Consider the following 19,044-nt stretch of genomic DNA (forward strand, 5'->3'; position numbering starts at 1 on the left):
TGCAACTAAAATGAGTAGTAAAAACAAATTTCGATTAATAGGTGTGATGTCCGGCACAAGTCTGGACGGCATTGACCTATGTTATGCTGAATTTTGGAAAGATAGTCAAAAACAGTGGCGTTATACAATGCCACATACTGACAGTGTTGATTATGATGAAGAATGGAAAACCAAACTTGACACTGCTGAACATCTTTCAGCCCTTGAATATATAAAATTAGACCGAGCTTTAGGTAGAAAGATAGGCATGCATATCCGATCTTTCATCGATAGGAACAATTTAAAAGTCGATTTTGTTTGCAGTCATGGGCATACAATTTTCCATCAGACCGAAATTGGTATTACTTCACAGATCGGTCATGGGCCTGCAATTGCAAGATATTCAGGCTGTAATGTGATCAATGACTTCAGAGTAGCAGATTTAGCTTTTCAGGGACAAGGTGCTCCATTAGTACCTGTTGGTGATCGTTTATTGTTCCACGAATATCATTACCGATTGAATCTTGGCGGTATTGGCAATATCTCTTTTGAAGTGAATAATGAAACAATTGCTTTTGACACTTCACCTGCCAATATGCCTCTCAATTATTTCATGAGAGAGATTCATAAAGAATATGATGAAGGTGGAAAGATGGCAAAACAAGGTGAAGTGCAACAAAATGTGCTTGATGAATTAAACCAACTTCCTTTTTATGACAATTTTGAAGTAAAATCATTAGGAAAAGAATGGTTTCTGGAAAGTTACCTTCCTATCATTTCAAAAGTTGAAAAGCTGGAAGATCGATTGGCTACTTCTGTTGAACATACTGCAATACAGGTAGGAAAAGTGATAGCATTTGCCTCACAGAAATCAAAATTGCATTTTGGCAAAGAAAAACTGTTGATCACGGGTGGTGGTGCCTTCAATACCTTCATGGTGGAAAGAATACAGCATCATTGTCCAAATATTGAAATTGTCATTCCTCCAAAAGAAATTATAACGCATAAAGAAGCTTTACTTTTTGCCTTTCTAGGTTGTCTACGTCTAAAAAAAGAGGTTAATTGTCTTAAGAGTGTAACTGGCGCCACCATAGACAACTGCGGTGGAGTGATACATCATCCTTTTGTAAAACAAGAAGAGGAAACTACTCCCTCATTGACTGACAATGAAGAGATGCCCTCATTTAATAAAATAATTGGCTGTGGTGGTTAAATTCCTACTACAGCTACAAATGTCAAATTATGAAAATACAATATAATGCACCGGTCACATTGACCTTTACTTTTATAAGTGCAGCCTTTATTATCTTAAAAACATTTCTTTACATAGATCTTACTCCCTTTTTCTCCGTAGGTGGATTTGGCAGTATGAGCCTGTTTTCACCTTTGACTTACTTTAGATTATTTTCTCATGTAATAGGTCACGGAAGCTGGGAACACTTTATGGGTAACTTTACTTATATTCTTCTCCTTGGTCCTATCCTAGAAGAAAAATATGGTAGCAAACAGTTGCTTTATATGATCTTGATGACTGCATTTATCACTGGAATGATCAATGCCGTTTTCTTATCTAGTGGTCTTCTTGGTGCTAGTGGAGTTGTATTTATGTTTATTCTATTGAGCTCTATTGTCAATGTCCAAAAAGGAAAATTACCACTTACTTTTGTATTGATTGTAACCCTGTTTATAGGTCAAGAATTACTTTCTGTTTTTGATGATGATAATATCTCTCAGTTAGCTCATATTGTTGGCGGTATTTGCGGTGCCATTTTTGGGTTTGGAATTGATAGAAGAACGACAAAAAAAATTGCCTCTAAAAACTTAGTATAAGAAACATCGTTACCACAATTTAACCCTTGTAAAGGTTCTATAACTTTACAAGGGTTATTTTTTGTTATAAATCTAAAATCAGCTCAACCAAATATCCTTTTATACATTGTTATTACCATGATTTGCTTCTACTGGAAAGTGATATTTTCAGTCTTGCGATATCAACTTGTGTGTAACAGCATGTGCTAAAAAATGATTCATACATGCTATATAACTTTACATTATTTAAACTCTAGAATATATAAAATCACTACTCATTCTACATCTCTGTTTTTTTTAGTGTTTTGCATTCATTCTTGTAAACCTCTCATTTTAATAGATAGCGGTTTACTTTAATCAATGCCAGGTGCTGAAAATTATGGAACATAATAAATGATTAAGAACTTAACGCTACAACAATGAAGAGGATTATCATAACAGTAATACTATTATTAACTGCTATTTCTATTTATGCTCAAGATACGGGTCAATGGGGTGCGGCTTATTTAAAAGTCCGCCTCTCCGATAAGCTGGGATATTATGGAGAACACCATCTCCGATATACCGATAAAGGAAGTGGTTATGAACTTCATAAAAGTTACAATAGAATGGGATTAAACTACTTTGTCAATGATAACTTTGATATCGTTGTCGGTCCTGCCATCATTGGAAAATTCAATCAGCCCATCGGTGATGGTGAACAAGATCTTTATGATCAAACTACACTTATGGAATATAGAATTTGGCATCAGTATTTATATCATCATTATTGGGGAAGGGTAAAATTTTACCACCAAGTTCGTATTGAACACAGATGGGAAGAGAAAGAAGAATACACAAAATACAGTAATAGATACCGATATAAGTTGTATGCCTATATTCCTATTAATAACGATCATATTGAACCTGGCACATTTTATCTAGTGCCTTCTGTAGAACTTTTTATGCATGACAATCATGAAGAAAGCTTAGAAGATTTCCGTGTCTACAATGCTTTAGGGTACAAATATGATGACGATATCAGCTTTACCGCTGGTCATATGTGGACCTATAATCATACAGCCACCTCAAATGTATTTCGATTCACAGTATACATTGATTTAGATATGAGAGATTAATTTTTTCCTTCCAAAATGAGTACAAATTATTACGCTCTCTCTTTACTGAATTAAAGCATCAATCAAATTTGTACTGACATGAAATTCTATTATTACTTCCTAGCTATGACGATTGTATTTTTTGCAGGAACAGGTTCACATGGACAAACTAGAAAAAATACGTATCGTAAATATGAAAAACAGAAAAGGGTGAAAACTACTAAGCGTGTAAAGAAAAATAATGCCGTTTATTATCGTTATTCATCACTACCAAGAAGAGGTGCTTTGGTGACTCAAATACCACATAATGCCATAGTCTATAACCATCATCAAAGTCGATATTATTACTCGTCTGGAATATGGTACAGGCCCAATGGTAGGAATTGGATTGTGGCTCGTCCTGCAAATGGTATTCGTATAAAAACTTTGCCTGTGGGACATCAAAGAATCAGAGTAAGAAACAAGTCTTATTATTATTACTACGGAACCTATTATCAGAAAAGGAAAAATGACTATGTGGTGGTGGATGGACCTGTAGATGCAGAAGTCAATTCCATTCCTAAAGGTTATAATGAAGTCATAGTCAATGGTGAAAAGTTTTATGAATTGGATGGAGACTATTATATGAATACCACCAATGATAAGGGAGAAGAAGTTCTTGTTCTCATTCCTGAACCGTCATATAAAAGTTAGTGCAGAACTCAAGTTGAACATTCATGTATATAAAAACCCCAATACTCAAATTGCAGTATTGGGGTGTACGATATAATATAAGTGAACTTACGATTAGTTCTTAGGAGTTCTATCCATCATTTGGTAAAGCATTTCCTGCATTTTACCTGGCGATAATAATTCAGGACGCTGACGTGGAGGGAAGTCTTTGAATGACATAAAGAATTCACCTAATTTTTCCTTTGCAGGAACAAATAACCACATCTTCTGACCGTACCATTTTAAGTACATTCCTGAGTGATCTGCCATTTCATAAGGGTCTTGACCTAGGTTGTAGATCTTTGGCCATGATAATGCAAATCTGTGACCTGAGAACCACATATCAGGACCTTCACCTTCTTGGATGATAAAGTGGATTTTCCAGTCGTTCCAACGCATCGCTTGGATCATACCGTTGTCTGCCACATAGAAGAATGTTTCTCTTCTTGACTCTTCCTCTTTACCTGTGAAGTAATCCCATTGATTGTAACCGTCTAAGTGTACTTTGAAAGTTTGATCACCTGATTTGTAACCCTCTGTTTTCAATGTCTCTTTCAAATCATCTTTTCCTGTTACGGCTGCATAGATTGTAGGTACCATATCTTCATGAGAAACAATACCGTTTAGTCTACGACCTGTATCTTTTAATCCATTAGGGTATTTCATTACGAAAGGTACTCTTACACCACCTTCCCAAGTAGATCCTTTTTCACCACGGAATGGAGAAATACCACCGTCAGGCCATGTCATTTTCTCAACGCCGTTGTCAGTTGTGAAAATCACGATTGTATTTTCTTCTACACCTAAACGCTCTAATGTTGACAATAAAGTACCTACTTGATTGTCTAATTCTGTCATACCTGCACCGTATAAACCGTAGTCATGTACTAATTTTTTACTCTCTTCTGTTAAGTGAGTGAATACGTGCATACGAGTAGAGTTGAACCACACGAAGAAAGGCTTGTCGTCTTTTACGGCTCTTTCCATAAAGTCAATAGAAGCATCCATAAACTCTGCATCTACTGTTTCCATTCTCTTTTTGTTCAATGGACCTGTATCTGAAATACGACCGTCAGCATAAGAGTGAATTACACCTCTTGGACCATATTTTTTTCTGAATTCAGGATCTTGTGGGTATGCAGGGTCTTCTGGCTCCTCTTCAGCATTTAAGTGGTAAAGGTTACCGAAGAACTCATCAAAACCGTGGTTTGTTGGCAAGAATTCATCTCTATCACCTAAGTGGTTTTTACCGAACTGACCTGAAGTATAACCTAGTGGTCTTAAGATCTCAGCCAATGTAGGGTCTTCTTTTTGGATACCGATTTTTGAACCTGGCATACCAATCGTTGATAAACCTGTTCTTAATGGAGATTGACCTGTAATGAAAGCAGCACGACCGGCTGTACAAGATTGTTGTGCGTATTCAGATGTTAGAACTACACCTTCTTTACCAATTCTATCAATGTTTGGAGTTTGGTACGCTAACATTCCGTTGTTGTAAGTACTGATGTTACCATATCCAACATCATCACCCATAATTACAAGGATGTTAGGTCTTTTGTTTTTCTTTGATTTTTGGGCAAATAAAGCCCCTGTTACCGTTAGTAAAACCGATAACGTTAGTACAATTTTTCTCATTTTTGTTGGTCTTTTAAGCCCGTAGGCTATTTATCATATCAATTTATAAGCAGTCTCGTTTCTCTAACTGCATAGCAAATATAGAAATGAAATTTAGTTTAATATTAAACTTATATTGAAATTTAACAGTATATTATTTTTTTAACCCTACTTAAAAAATGAATGTTTATTAGTAGATATTTTTTGATTTATATTTTAATAACAATAAGTAAAATGATAAAATCAAAACCTTTCACAATGTTTCCTTTCAAACAACTGGATATCACTTTTAATAATACTTGAATAGAAATTTTCGATTTCCATCACATGTTTTAATCCCCTAATTTTGAAACAAACAAATAATTATCACCCATAAAAATCAAATATTATGAAAAACAAAAGCGTATATCAAGACTGCCCAAATTGCTGGGGTTACCAAGAGTATGACAGAGACAATGTAAGAGAGCAAGAAACGGAACAGACTGAAGAACAATACAACTCAAGGTCTTTGTTTAAGATTTCCGGAGCGGATGTAGAGGAAGATGATGTGGTATATAAGGCTTAGCAAGGATATGAATTACAAACTCTCTATTGAAATTACAGGAATTGAAGGATGAAACATCTTTTTCAATTCCTGTTTTTTTATGATATGGTTCTTGTGTGGTTCTGTGGGTGGTCACTCAGGACCACCCCTACACCACCCCTACGTACCACTCACCGAGAAAATAAAACCACTCACAGATCTAATTTCTTCAGGTCGCTACTAATCCGGATCATTGTTACATCATTAATCAAAAACGATAAAACAATGAAAACTGTAAGAAACTTATTCTCTCTATTATTCATTTGCCTTATGGCAAACACGGTATCATTTGCACAAAGTGCTCAAGCAAACATTGAAAAAGCTTTTGGCGATTCTTTCCAAAGTCAAGAAAACAAAGTAGCCAACACCATCAACGAACAACCAAGTCTTTATTGGAAAGCATATGCTTCTTTTATGGCTGGTATTTATGAAATGGGTAGCGGCGACAAAACAACCTCTCAAAAATTTGTAGATCAAGCTATCGGATTCTTAAATGAAGAAGAAAATAGAGATGCCGAATCTTATGCTCTGGAAGGTAGTATTTTAGGATTTAGTATCAGCATTGATCCTTCTAAAACAAGAACACTTGCCACAAAATCAACGGCACGCTACAAGAAATCTTTGAAACTAGATAAAAACAACCTGCGTGCAAATTTAGGAATGGGAGAAAATGATTTTCATACTCCTGTAAAATATGGCGGAGGAAAAGTGGCAGAGAAGTATTTATTAAAAGCACTTGCTGCTGACAATAACCCTAACAATGACCCTTTGAAACCTACATGGGGAAAAGAAAGAGTTTACAGCTTATTGGTTCAGCTTTATAAAAGAAATGGCAAAATGGATTTGGCTAAAAAGTATTGTACAGAAGGTATGAAAGCCTTTCCTCATGATTATGAATTAAAAGAATTAAGCGAGACTGTCCTTTAAACCTTATTACAAAAAACAATTATCAATCTTATAGTTGAAACTATGAAAACGCTATTACTTTTTACGTCTTTATTGCTATTGTTCAACGCCAGTTACGCTCAACGTTCCATCAAGGGAACCGTAACAGATACTGATGGTGAAGCCGTGCCGTTTGCAAGTGTTTTTCTGAAAGACATCATGCAAGGTACCTCTACCGATGAGAAAGGAAAATTTGAACTCAAAGCGAATTACAGTCCAAGTGATAAGCTTGTGGTTAGAGCAATTGGGTATTCAGAAATAGAGTTTTCGGTTTCAACACTCTCTAATCCTGCTCGCTTAGAGCTTCCTAAAAGCAGTACTACTTTAAAAGCCATCGAAATCTATGGAGGAAGTGGTGAGTCTCTGGAAGAAATCACCGCTTTAAAAATTACAGGAATGGAGATTGTACGCAACGCAAGTGCCAACGGAGATTTATATCAGGCTCTGCAAACATTGCCAGGCACCTCAAAGGTTGGCGATCAAACAGGATTGTTTGTTAGAGGTGGTGATGCTACAGAAACACAAACAATTATTGATGGTACTGTGGCCACTAATCCATTTTTGGGCAATACTCCAAATATGCCAAGCAGAGGAAAATTTGATCCATTTATGTTTCAAGGCACCACTTTTACTACAGGTGGATACTCTGCAGAGTACGGACAAGCGTTATCTTCTGTATTGCTATTGGAAACTGAAGGAATTCCAGAACGAACAAGTTCATCTATTAATCTTCATTTTGCGGGCATTGGTGGAAGTCACAGTCATGTTTGGGAGGATAAAACAGTGCTGATGGGTGGTGTAACTTACAACAACCTTGAACCCTATTTTGGAATTACTCCTCAGAATGTAGACTGGGTGAAAGTTCCTGAGGCTTTGAATGTAAAAACGGCCTTCAGGCATAAAACCAGAACGGGTATGTTCAAAATGTTTTCTCAATACAATGTCAATAATGTAGGTGTTGTATTATTTGACCCTGAAAAACCATTTAAAGGAAGAGTTTTTAACCGAAAGGCACATGACATTTATGTCAACAATAGCTATAAAGGACTATTGGGTCGATCTTGGGAGATTGACGCGGGTATTTCTTACAACAAAACAATTGGTGATATTGCTTTAGGAGAAGAAAACTTAAAAGAAGACAATCAGCATGTTATTTCAAAAGTCACTTTATCACATAGTTTTGGGGATATTATGGATTTAAAAGTTGGAGGAGATTATAGAAATGAGCAAACAAGATGGGGAAATTTTTGGGTGAGAGATCATTTAACATCAGCGTTTTCTGAATCCATGTTGCACTTGTCTCCTGTAGTGAAATTAAGATTAGGTGTAAGAGGAGAGTATTCTTCAAAAATTGAAAAATTCTCATTTGCCCCTCGTACGTCCTTATTTTTTGACCTCAATGATTTCAATCAAATTACTGTAAGCTATGGTGATTATTACCAAAAGGCGAAAGATGAATATTTAGTATATAAGTCAGACCTTGATTTTCAAAAATCGACTCATTATATCATGAATTACAAAAGAGAAGTATTGGGCAGAACATTCAGAGTAGAACTTTATCATAAAGAATATGATCAGCTGGTTAAATTCAATGATGAAAGCATTGACAACAGCGGTTATGGCTATGCAAGAGGAATTGATGTATTCTGGAGAGACGAAACTTCCATTTCATTTCTTGATTATTGGGTGACCTACTCTTATATTGATTCTGAAAGAAATTATAAACATTTCCCGATCAGTGCTACACCTGATTTTGTAACCAATCACAATATAAATGTGGTGGCCAATTTTGACATTCCTTCTCTTCGACTTCAACCTGGACTTACCTACACTTATGCTTCAGGTAGGCCGTTTGAAAACCCAAATGCAGAAGTATTTATGGATGATAAAACAAAGGATTTTCATAACTTAGACATTGCATTAAATTACACGATGAATCTAATGGGAAATTTTACCGTTCTCTTCGCTTCATTTTCAAATGTTTTAGGGTTTGATCAGGTTTTTGGATACGAATACTCAAAGGATGGAAATTTCCGAGTGGCCAAATTGCCTACAAGCAAACAATCTATCTTCTTAGGTCTGTTTATGACCATAGAATAAACGTACTTCAATGAAAAAACTAATCGAAATAGCCATTCATATCCTTTTTTGGTGTTGCTATATACTTCTGCTGAGTATTCGTGACTTGTTATTTAATAATGAGATCTTCCATAATTTTATAACATTTACGGTCATTACAGCACCATTAATTCCCTTTGTCTATTTCAATTTATATTTCTTAATTCCGAAGTTTTTATTTCAAAATAAGAAACCGTATTACTTTATTTCATTCGGTATGCTATTGGCCATATCTGTCATTATTCGTAATTACGCTACTTACACCGTTTATGCTGTAATCTTAAAAATTGATACTATAGAACCTTTCTTTTCTGGGAAAGTCGGTTGGTGGACAGCATCAAGTGAAACCTTTGTATTGTTCTTTATTTCTTCAACAATTTATCTGGTTCAAAAATGGTATTTAAAAGACAAGTATGTGAAGGAATTGGAAAACAAAAACATGAGAAGTGAATTGAACTTATTGAAGTCACAATTACAACCTCATTTCCTATTCAATAATCTCAATACCATTTACTTTTTGATGGATGATGAACCTCAGAAAGCAAAAGAATTAGTGATTCAGCTTTCAGATGCATTAAGTCATCAATTATACAAGGCCAATCAGGATCAAGTCAATTTGGAAGAGGAACTGGATTACTTGAGGAATTATATCAAGATGGAACAAATCCGACATCAAGATTTTCTGACTTTACATTACGATTTTCCTACAGAAAACATCAACTATAACATTGCACCCATGCTTTTGATTACCTTTGTAGAAAATGCATTTAAGCATGGTATTAATTCGAAAGGATATACAATTTCTATTGTTATCTCAATGGAAAATGATGTGTTGCATTTGATGGTTCAAAACACCAAAAGTGATCATCCAAAAAGTGATAAAGGTGGATTGGGTTTAATCAATGCCCGTAAACGTTTAGAACTTCTCTATCCTCATCAGCACGATCTGGAAATATTGGATCAAGAAGATGAATTTATTGTAAAACTAGATATCAAACTTAAAAACTAAAAAGATGAACTGTATTGTAGTTGATGATGAACTAATCGCAAGAGAAGGTATTGCAAAATATGTAAAGGAGATCCCCTACCTCAACCTGACTGCCAAATGCAAAAGTGTATTTGAACTGGATGAGGTTTTAATGAAAAATGAGATCGATTTGGTGTTTTTGGATATTCAAATGCCTGGAATAACGGGTGTTGATTGGCTAAAAAATGCTTCCAATCCTCCTCATATTATTTTCACTACAGCCCATAGAGAATTCGCAGTGGATGGCTTTGAATTGAACGCTATCGATTATCTTTTAAAACCCATCACCCTACCTCGTTTTGCAAAAGCCGTTGCAAAGGTTTATAAAATTTGGAGTGATAAAAAAGAAGTGGTTACCACTCCTTCCAACAATGATGATTACATCTTTATCAAAGAGGATCAGCAGACTGTCAAAGTAAAATTAGAAGATATTCTTTTTATAGAGGCGGCAGTGGATTACATCTTTATTCATACCAAAGAGAAAAGACATATCACACTCTTTTCTATGAAACAAGTGGAACAGAAACTCCCCGAAAATCAGTTTATCAGAATTCACCGTTCGTTTATTGTCAATGCTGAATATGTGGAAGCTATTGAAGGCAAAATGTTGATTGTAAATGGGCAAAAATTGAATATCAGCCGTTCATTGTATAATGAAGTGTATGATAAAATCACTAAAGGAAAAGTCTGGAAAGTCTAAAAACAAAAAAGGACCTACACTGCTGTAGATCCTTCTGCGTTTATTGTTCAATGCTTTCTGATTGCATCATTTTTTCTTTATCAATAGAACGATGTTTTAATTTCACCTTCAAGTTTCCTGGAGACATTGTAAAAGCAAAAACCTCTTTTACTTCTTCAGGAGCCACATTCAATTCTACATCAAATTCCTGAAATAGACGAATAATAAACACCTTCAATTCCACTTCTGAAAGGAATTTACCAGGGCAAGTTCTTGCTCCTCCGCCAAAAGTCTTCATAGCATCCTCATTGTGTGTTTTATGGTAAGGACATCCACCTTCCTCTTTATTTTCGAGCCATCTTTCAGGTGCAAAAGTTGAAGCATCAGCAAAGTATTTATCCGAACGAGGTGCATGACTCAATTGTGTAATTACAAAACTTCCTTTCGGAAAGAAGACATCTCCGATCACAACATCTTCCAATGCTTGCATGTACAACTGCGGTGTAACAGGCTTGATCCTCATAGATTCTTTAATCACTGAAGCTGTATAAGTAAAAGCTTCTAACTGATCAAAATTATCTAACTTCTGTCCTTTCAAAATAGCATCAATTTCAGCCTGAACTTTTTGTTGCTGGTCTGGATTAGCGGCTAAAAAGTAAGTGATCCACGATAAAGAATTGGAAGTAGTATCTTCTCCTGCCAAAAGCATGGTATATAAGTTTCCAAAAATTTCATCCCAAGTAAACGGATTATCATTGTCTTGAGAAGCAATCATTGCTTCTAAAAAATTGGTAGGATGCTCTAAAATATCAATATCTTCACTAATTTTTCTTTGAGCATTGGTAATAAACTCACCCAATACCTTTCTGATATATTCCATTGACTCTTCAAACTCCTTATCAGATGCCGTTTTAATATACCTCCAAACAGGGATGGGATTATTGATTCTTGAATTCATTTTTGGAAAAATCTTCTGGATATGTTCTTGTGTCTGATCCACATCATTTTCCACTGTATTCATATCATATCCAAAAGCCAAATTGGTAGTTACATCCACAGTTGCCTTCTGAAAATCTTTATCTATCTCATAATTTCCAACTCCTTCAACCTTGCTCCAATGGTTAGACAATCGGTCAGCCACTCTGACAATACCAGGAAAAAAAGACCGAACATTTTTGTTGTCTAATGCCTTTTGGGTCACCTTTCTTTGTTTCTTCCAGCTTTCTCCTTCCGCTGCAAAAACACCATTGATACCCACTTCTTCAATCACTTCAGCCATTTTCTTAAATCTCCTGAACTTTGTAGGACGATGTTTAAGAATATAGGCATTTAGTTCAGGGTCAGTACAAACCGTTAGTTTTCTACCAAAAAAATTCAGATTGTATAAACTGCCAAATTCATCCGCCCATTTTTCATAAAGAAGATGTATTTTTGATTTATCCAATTCAAAGATATTTCCAAAAACAGGCAACCCTTTCGGCCCATTTAAATCCTTCACTGTTTTTGAATATTGAAGTTGTTTCATAGTGTGTATTGAAAGTAATTTTGAGTTTTAATTAAATAGCTATTTTTGTTCCAAAGTGCCCTCTGTGGTTATATCTGCTTTTATGAAATTAAGCTTTTCCATCTTGACCTTCATATTGTCCACTACCATTGTAAAATCATATTTCTCTGTGATTTGATTTTCTGGAACCGATAATTCTATTTGATAGTTCTTGATCATTTTCACAATAAAAACCATCATTTCAGTTTCTGATAAAAACTTGCCCGGACAGTACCTTGGGCCTCCACCAAAAGTATGCATCACTTCTTCATTATGGTTTCCTTCAAATGGACATTTTCCTTCTTTTTTCAACCATCTTTCTGGAATAATCTGATCCGGTGAAAAGAAGTTCTTTTCGTCCATTCCACCTTCACGCACAAGCGTAATAAAAAAAGTATCTTTTGGAAAAAGCGTATCGCCCATCACCACATCTTCGTTGCATTGGAAATACAATAAAGGTGTCACAGGCTTCATTCTCAGCACCTCTTGGATAGTAGCATAAAGGTACTTTAATTTCTTGGTGTCTTCGATTTCCTTCAAGTCTCCTACCTCTCCCAATACTTCAAAAATTTCCTTTCGGATTTTTTCTTGAATACTTGGATATATTGCCATATAATAAGCGAACCACGATAACGTATTGGCTGTAGTATCTTCCCCCGTCAACAACATGGTGTAAATATTTCCATAAATTTCTTCCCATGTAAACGGATTTTCCTTGTCCTGAGACACCAATAAAGCCTCTAAAAAGTTGGTAGGATTTTCTTTTCGCTCTTGAAACTGTTCGATATTACTTTTGTTTTTCTCAATAAAACCACCAATAATATCTTTCAAAATATTCATCGACTTGTCAAAGTCTCTATCAGCAGGCGTTTTTATATATCGCCAAATTGGAATCGGCAAGTTTGTTCTTTCATTAAGCTTGGGAACAATTTTAGAGATGTGCTGTTGCGTCACTTCTCGGCGGTCATGAATGGTGTTGAGATCATAGCCGAATGCAAGATTAGTTGTAAGATCAATCGTTGCATTCATAAAATCCTGAGAGATATTATAATCCGTAATACTATTCTCCCCATCAAGTTCTTTTTCCCAATATTCCTCCAAACGGTTACCTATTTTCAGGATCAATGGAAAATAATTCTTCACATTCTTATGACTCAATGTCTGCTGTGTCACTTTCCTGTGTTTTTTCCAAACTTCACCCTCAGAAGAAAAAGTCCCATAAAAACCCAGCTCATCCATGATGTCTTTCATTTTAGAAAGTCGTCGAAATTTATCCGGACGATTTTTAAATAGATAATCAATATGAGAAGGGTTGGCCATTACGACAATCTTTGCTCCAGGGAAGTTTACTTTGTAGAAATCCCCATATTCTTTTGCCCAATCTTCTAAGTTTTGATGAATTTTTTCTTTTTGAATCTGAAATAAATTCCCAAATAGCGGTAGTCCTTTCGGACCCGTTAAATCCTTTATAGTTTTTGAATAGTTGAGTTGTCCCATCAGAAATTATAGTGTCTAAAAAAGTAGCTTGGTTACGATAAGATGACAATATAACGGAAATTATTAGAAATAGAAGGGACTGAAAAGTGACAAAAGGGAACAAAAAAATAATAACTTCCGCCTTATGCAAATTGAATATTTTCTGTTTTCGAGAATTCATTGACATGAAAATCCAAAAATGCTCTTTTCTTCATGATATACCACTCATTAAGCACATTAGGATACAGTTCCATAATATTAAAAAGCATACTCAAATTTTGTTGATAATAATTTTCCATGGCATAATATGTCCAATCTTTCGACAGGTAGTAATTAAAAAAATCAACCGTATCTTTTCTCAGGCTCTCTTTCAAAAGATCATTTTCTAATAAGTGTTGAAGGTCTTCTTTCATTTCCCCCTCTTGATATTCAAATTCTCGAAAAACATTTTCTATTTCATCAAAAGAAGTATTGTAATGTACAACCTGCAATGACTGATACGCCTTTTCCAATGTCTGCATTTTTGAATAGTAGTACTTTTGATCTTCAAAAAAATCAGTGTATATTTTTTCCAGAGCCTTCACATTGTCTGTCTTACTTTTAAGATAAGTGTAAATAGCCACATCATTCTTTCTGATTTCTTTCTCCTTCCCCTTAAATTCATCTGTCAGTGTTTGAATTAAAGTATCACATTCCTTTTGAGCGTATCTTTTTCCATCATAATCAAAGGTAATGACATCAATAAAACCATTTTTGATTTGATACAACCTTTCTATATCACTTTGCAAACTTATGGCATTGTAAACCAGCTTCACCTTCTGATCAGAATAAAGGTCTTTAAAATTTAAGTCCTCTTGGGGTGTCTCAACATCCAAAATTACAAATTCACTTGGGTTCTTTTCATTGTAATAATTATTGAAAAGACCAGGGTGAATATATTTATTATTTTCTATTACAAATAGTTCTTTAAATTGCTCTAATGAAATAACTTCCGCCTCCTCTTTATCCAAGCCTTCGAAAGTTTTCTCAGTTAATGCTTTCTGATAAGATTCCAACTTCGAAATAATTGAATTGGCAGGAATGTACTTTTCCTCCTCTCCAATGGAAGGTGCATAATTTGATATTCTGCTTACTCTATCGTCAATACTTGGGTGTGAATCCCATTGGTCTTCAAAAGAAAGCTTTGAATAGTTAAACTTGCTGAAAGTATTTTTATCAATATGAGGTATGGAGTTAGACAATTTGATTTGCCCCTCTTTTGAGGCATATTCAATCACAAATTGATGTTCCTTAAAAAGGTTCTCACTCTTCAACTTCTGCTCACTCTTTTTTTGATACAATCCATACACCGACTCTAGTGCTCCATTGATAAAATCGAAACGATACAAAGTGGCTTTCAATGGTTCATAACCAGTAATAGAACAGGCAATTTTATCCGCTTCATACTCCCTTTCTCGAGTCAGTTTCATATGGCTTTTATTCAGAATACTATAGATTTTAGACAACAAGTATTTGATCGCTCTAATTACTCTGTAAGCCATGTTTGTGAAAAAGGCAAAAAAAGCATGAATATCTGAAAAATATTGTACGAAAGCTTCAAATGACCCATTATCATAAAGCAGGTTATAAATCAGCTGATTTGCATTGATTACTATTATATCAATATTAGAATTTGACTGTGCAAAATGTCCAAACTCATGGCTTAAAACTGCTTTGAGTTCTTTTTCTGAGACGGCATTGATTAATCCTAACCCAATATGTAAATCCTTCTTTTTTCGAAAAAAGATGTTCCAAATATTTGACTTTATACTCACAGAAGCCCCCACTTCAGAAGTGATTTTTACTTTGTTAGGCAACGCGGTTCCCAATTCGTTAACAATTTCATCAATCATATCAAATAGCCGTGGTTCGTTTTCCCTATTCGCTAAAATATAGAGAGTTGTATCTACTACATTTTTGATAAGAATGAATTTTAGTAAAAAAAGAAACACCAAAACACCAAATCCTATTACGCCAAAGCTTAAAGGAATGAAAATGAACATTGGTTTTAAAGTCATCAAATGATAACCACAATAAATGCTAAACAATGCTAGGCCACTCGCTAGGGCCAGTAATACCGCATAAGAGACAAAAAACAAGAATAAAGAGGCTATTGTTTTATAGCGTAAAGATTTAAAATGAGAGGGTTCTTTATATTGATACATAGACAGTAAATAGTCGTTCGCTTTCAATTGGGTTTATGAATAAAATACACAAATGCTTTTTTGTAGTACTTAAAAATAAAAGACACTTTATCTTCACAAGCACCATTTCTAAATTGAATGGGAAACTTATGAAAATAAAGTGTCTTATGCTAATATAATTGGGTGGATTATTTGCCTTTCTTCCAAACTCTAGTCGGTGCCAACATCCCTTGATTATACAAGATTTCTCTGTAATCTTCACAAGGATACATTTGCATATCTGCCAATTTTCCTTTTTCTAATTGACCTCTATCCATCAAATTTAAAGCTTTCGCAGATCGGAAAGTCATTCCTGCAAATACTTCGGCGGTACTGAGCTTCTCCATTGCTCCCAATAAGGCACCTTGCGTCAACATATCGCCCATTGGTGCTGAACCTGGGTTCCAATCTGAAGCGATGGCCAAGCATGCTCCGGCATCCAAAAGTTTACGGCAAGGAGGGTATTGCATCCCCAAACCTAATGATGCTCCCGGAAGTACCGTTGCTACCGTATCAGAATCTGCTAAAAGCTTCACTTCTTCATCAGTACTTGATTCCAAATGCTCAGCCGACAATGCTCCTACTTCCACAGCCACTTTACTTCCTCCGGTAGAAAATTGATCTGCATGAACCGTAATTTCAAAACCTTGCTCCTTAGCTTTTGCTAAATAATAAGCTGATTCTTCTACATTGAATGCTGTTTCTTCTGTAAAAATATCAACTCTATCACTTAAGTTTTCCTTCTTGATCGCAGGCAATAAAACACCCAATACTCTATCTAAATATTCTTTAGAAGTACCTTCAAAATCTTTAGGTTTCATATGTGCCGCCAAGCATGTAGATACCAAATCAGCTTTTGTTTCTTGATCTGCAGATTTAATCGCTCTCAGCATCTTCAGCTCATTGTCGATATCCAAGGCATAACCACTTTTCACTTCAATAGTAGTCACACCACGCGATAAATGTCTATTGGCTCTTGAAACGGTTACTTCTTTTAATTCCTCTTCCGAAGCCGCACGAGTTTTTCGCATAGAGTCTTGAATTCCTCCACCTGCTTTAGCGATTTCCAAGTAAGGTTTCCCTGCCACTCTCATCGCATAATCCCTCGCTCTGTTTCCTCCCCAGCAAATATGGGTGTGGCAGTCTACAAAACCCGGAATCAAAACCCCCTCTCCTTTTATCTGCTCTACTTCATCAAAGTCGGCTAGAACAAATGAAGTAAACGATTTGATTTCATCTATATTTCCATTCTCATCAATACTCACACCCGCATTTTCGATGATTTCCAATTGCTCATCTTCTAAAGCTCCTTTTAAGGGTAAACCTGCTAGGGTGAGGACTTGCGAGAAAGGTCCGATTAATTTTTTCATTATGAATATTTTTATCAAGAAAATGAAATAGTGGTTAGCGTTGTTGTAGGAACGTTTTAATAAAACACCCCTACAAAAACACGAACCACCTCTTCCCTCTTAATTCTTACCTTTTACCTGTTTGTTACCTCAAACGATCAAATCGTGATCTTCACCTACTTTTGTTGCTGTTTCATAACCCGCATCATGATGACGGAAGATACCCATTGCAGGGTCATTATGAAGCACACGGCGAATACAGTTTTCTGCACGTTCAGTACCGTCAGCCAACACTACCATACCTGCATGCTGAGAGTAACCGATACCTACACCACCACCATGATGGAATGAAATCCAAGTGGCACCACCTGTCGCATTAGACATAAGGTTTAATAATGGCCAATCTGAAACAGCATCAGAACCGTCCAACATTGATTCCGTTTCACGGTTTGGAGAAGCTACTGATCCGCAGTCCAAGTGATCACGACCAATGACAATTGGAGCTTTCAATTTTCCTTCTTTTACAAGGTTATTGAAAATCACACCGGCTTTCTCTCTTTCACCCATACCTAACCAACAAATACGTGAAGGAAGGCCTTGGAAAGCTACTTTTTCATCCGCTTCTTCCAACCATTTGATCAAGTGTGTATTTTCTGGGAATGCTTCTTTTAAGGCTTCGTCCGTAACTTTGATATCTTGTGGATCACCTGATAATGCCGCCCAACGGAAAGGTCCTTTTCCTTCACAGAACAATGGACGGATATAAGCTGGTGTAAAACCAGGGAAGTTGTAAGCATTTTCACAACCGCCTTGCTTTGCGAACTCACGTAAGTTGTTGCCATAGTCGAAAGTGATTGCTCCTTTCTCCTCTAAGTCCAACATGTACTGTACGTGACGAGCCATTGATTTCAACGACTTCTCTTTATATAAAACAGGATCTGTTTCTCTTAATTTTTCTGCTTCTTCCAATGATAAGCCATTAGGAACATATCCATATACTGGATCATGTGCAGAAGTTTGGTCCGTTAATACATCAGGAGTGATTCCATCTTGAATTAATCTTTCCAATACATCACCGATATCACCTACCAAACCAACTGATAATGCTTCACCTTTTTCTTTGGCTTCCATTACCCATTGAATCGCCTCTTCATAAGAGTGCGTCATTTTATCGATGTACTTTGTATCAATACGCTTTTGAATACGAGCAGGGTCAATATCAACACCCAACATTGCTGCACCACACATCGTAGCCGCCAACGGTTGAGCGCCACCCATACCGCCCATGCCTCCTGTCACTAGCAAACGACCTTTCAAGTCGCCACCAAAATGCTGACGCGCACATGAAGCAAATGTCTCATAAGTACCTTGCAAAATACCTTGAGTCCCAATATAAATCCATGAACCGGCCGTCATCTGACCGTACATCATTAAGCCTCTTTCTTTTAATTCTTGGAAATGCTCCCAAGTTGCCCAAGCTGGAACAAGGTTAGAGTTGGCGATCAATACACGTGGTGCTTCTGGGTGCGTTCTTACAACACCTACCGGCTTACCTGATTGTACCAAAAGTGAATGGTTTTCATCTAATTCTAAAAGAATTTTGATGATCTTTTCTAATGATTCTCTGTTTCTTGCCGCTTGACCTGTACCACCATAAACCACTAAGTTATTCGGGTCTTCAGCCACCTCGTCTGTTAAGTTGTTCAAGAACATTCTTAAAGGTGCCTCAGTTTGCCAAGACTTTGCATTTAGTTCTGGACCTGTTGGAGGAATGTAGTGTGGGTGTTTTGCGTATTTTTCTAAAAAAGCTTCAAACTTTTGTTGTGATGATGTTTTTGCTTCCATGGTTAATATATCTATTTATGGTATGTGTTTCTTTATAATATATC

The 19,044-nt window shown here is 35.9% G+C and carries 15 protein-coding genes; 9 read left to right on the top strand and 6 right to left on the bottom strand.

What is annotated here, in order from left to right; translation table 11 throughout:
• The first annotated feature begins 10 nt into the window (after positions 1-10).
• The 4 genes from AVL50_RS02590 (at position 11) to AVL50_RS02605 (ending at position 3,578) form a co-directional block, all read left to right on the top strand.
• Positions 11-1,192 carry an anhydro-N-acetylmuramic acid kinase gene (locus AVL50_RS02590; RefSeq protein WP_082795625.1) on the top strand — a complete coding sequence of 394 codons (1,182 nt, stop codon included), beginning with the start codon at positions 11-13 and terminating at the stop codon, positions 1,190-1,192.
• Between the two features lie 29 nt (positions 1,193-1,221).
• The gene (locus AVL50_RS02595) at positions 1,222-1,809 is read left to right on the top strand and encodes a rhomboid family intramembrane serine protease (protein ID WP_062614916.1); all 588 of its coding nucleotides are present in this window, start codon (positions 1,222-1,224) and stop codon (positions 1,807-1,809) included.
• A 398-nt stretch (positions 1,810-2,207) separates the two neighbouring features.
• Positions 2,208-2,906: a DUF2490 domain-containing protein gene (locus AVL50_RS02600; protein ID WP_062614917.1), complete on the top strand. Its 699-nt coding sequence runs from the start codon at positions 2,208-2,210 to the stop codon at positions 2,904-2,906.
• A 78-nt stretch (positions 2,907-2,984) separates the two neighbouring features.
• On the top strand, positions 2,985-3,578 hold the full coding sequence (locus tag AVL50_RS02605) for a DUF6515 family protein (protein WP_062614918.1): 594 nt from the start codon (positions 2,985-2,987) through the stop codon (positions 3,576-3,578).
• A gap of 93 nt (positions 3,579-3,671) precedes the next feature.
• Here the strand turns inward: AVL50_RS02605 and AVL50_RS02610 are convergent, their stop codons facing one another.
• On the bottom strand, positions 3,672-5,234 hold the full coding sequence (locus AVL50_RS02610) for an arylsulfatase (RefSeq protein WP_062614919.1): 1,563 nt from the start codon (positions 5,232-5,234) through the stop codon (positions 3,672-3,674).
• Positions 5,235-5,601: 367 nt separating this feature from the next.
• Between AVL50_RS02610 and AVL50_RS32865 the strand changes: the two genes are divergently transcribed.
• The 5 genes from AVL50_RS32865 (at position 5,602) to AVL50_RS02630 (ending at position 10,586) form a co-directional block, all read left to right on the top strand.
• Entirely contained in the window at positions 5,602-5,778 is a 177-nt protein-coding gene (locus AVL50_RS32865; protein WP_157491112.1) for a hypothetical protein, read from the top strand.
• Between the two features lie 243 nt (positions 5,779-6,021).
• On the top strand, positions 6,022-6,723 hold the full coding sequence (locus AVL50_RS02615; protein ID WP_157491113.1) for a hypothetical protein: 702 nt from the start codon (positions 6,022-6,024) through the stop codon (positions 6,721-6,723).
• Between the two features lie 42 nt (positions 6,724-6,765).
• Positions 6,766-8,841 (top strand): TonB-dependent receptor, encoded by a 2,076-nt coding sequence (locus AVL50_RS02620; RefSeq protein ID WP_062614921.1) that lies wholly within the window; start codon positions 6,766-6,768, stop codon positions 8,839-8,841.
• A gap of 10 nt (positions 8,842-8,851) precedes the next feature.
• Positions 8,852-9,868, top strand: a complete 1,017-nt coding sequence (locus tag AVL50_RS02625) for a sensor histidine kinase (RefSeq protein WP_082795626.1) — start codon at positions 8,852-8,854, stop codon at positions 9,866-9,868.
• 4 nt (positions 9,869-9,872) lie between these two features.
• Entirely contained in the window at positions 9,873-10,586 is a 714-nt protein-coding gene (locus tag AVL50_RS02630; protein WP_062614923.1) for a LytTR family DNA-binding domain-containing protein, read from the top strand.
• Between the two features lie 40 nt (positions 10,587-10,626).
• Here the strand turns inward: AVL50_RS02630 and AVL50_RS02635 are convergent, their stop codons facing one another.
• The 5 genes from AVL50_RS02635 to hutU form a co-directional block, all read right to left on the bottom strand.
• The gene (locus AVL50_RS02635; protein WP_062614924.1) at positions 10,627-12,090 is read right to left on the bottom strand and encodes a cytochrome P450; all 1,464 of its coding nucleotides are present in this window, start codon (positions 12,088-12,090) and stop codon (positions 10,627-10,629) included.
• Positions 12,091-12,129: 39 nt separating this feature from the next.
• Positions 12,130-13,605, bottom strand: coding sequence for a cytochrome P450 (locus AVL50_RS02640; RefSeq protein WP_062614925.1), 1,476 nt, complete (start codon positions 13,603-13,605; stop codon positions 12,130-12,132).
• Positions 13,606-13,727: 122 nt separating this feature from the next.
• The gene (locus AVL50_RS02645) at positions 13,728-15,788 is read right to left on the bottom strand and encodes a M48 family metallopeptidase (protein ID WP_082795627.1); all 2,061 of its coding nucleotides are present in this window, start codon (positions 15,786-15,788) and stop codon (positions 13,728-13,730) included.
• Positions 15,789-15,955: 167 nt separating this feature from the next.
• Positions 15,956-17,176: an imidazolonepropionase gene (gene hutI, locus AVL50_RS02650; RefSeq protein WP_062614927.1), complete on the bottom strand. Its 1,221-nt coding sequence runs from the start codon at positions 17,174-17,176 to the stop codon at positions 15,956-15,958.
• 129 nt (positions 17,177-17,305) lie between these two features.
• Positions 17,306-19,000, bottom strand: coding sequence for a urocanate hydratase (gene hutU, locus AVL50_RS02655; RefSeq protein WP_044201870.1), 1,695 nt, complete (start codon positions 18,998-19,000; stop codon positions 17,306-17,308).
• Positions 19,001-19,044: the final 44 nt, after the last annotated feature.

The organism is Flammeovirga sp. SJP92, assembly GCF_001583495.1.
In the GTDB taxonomy this organism is placed as follows: Bacteria; Bacteroidota; Bacteroidia; order Cytophagales; family Flammeovirgaceae; genus Flammeovirga.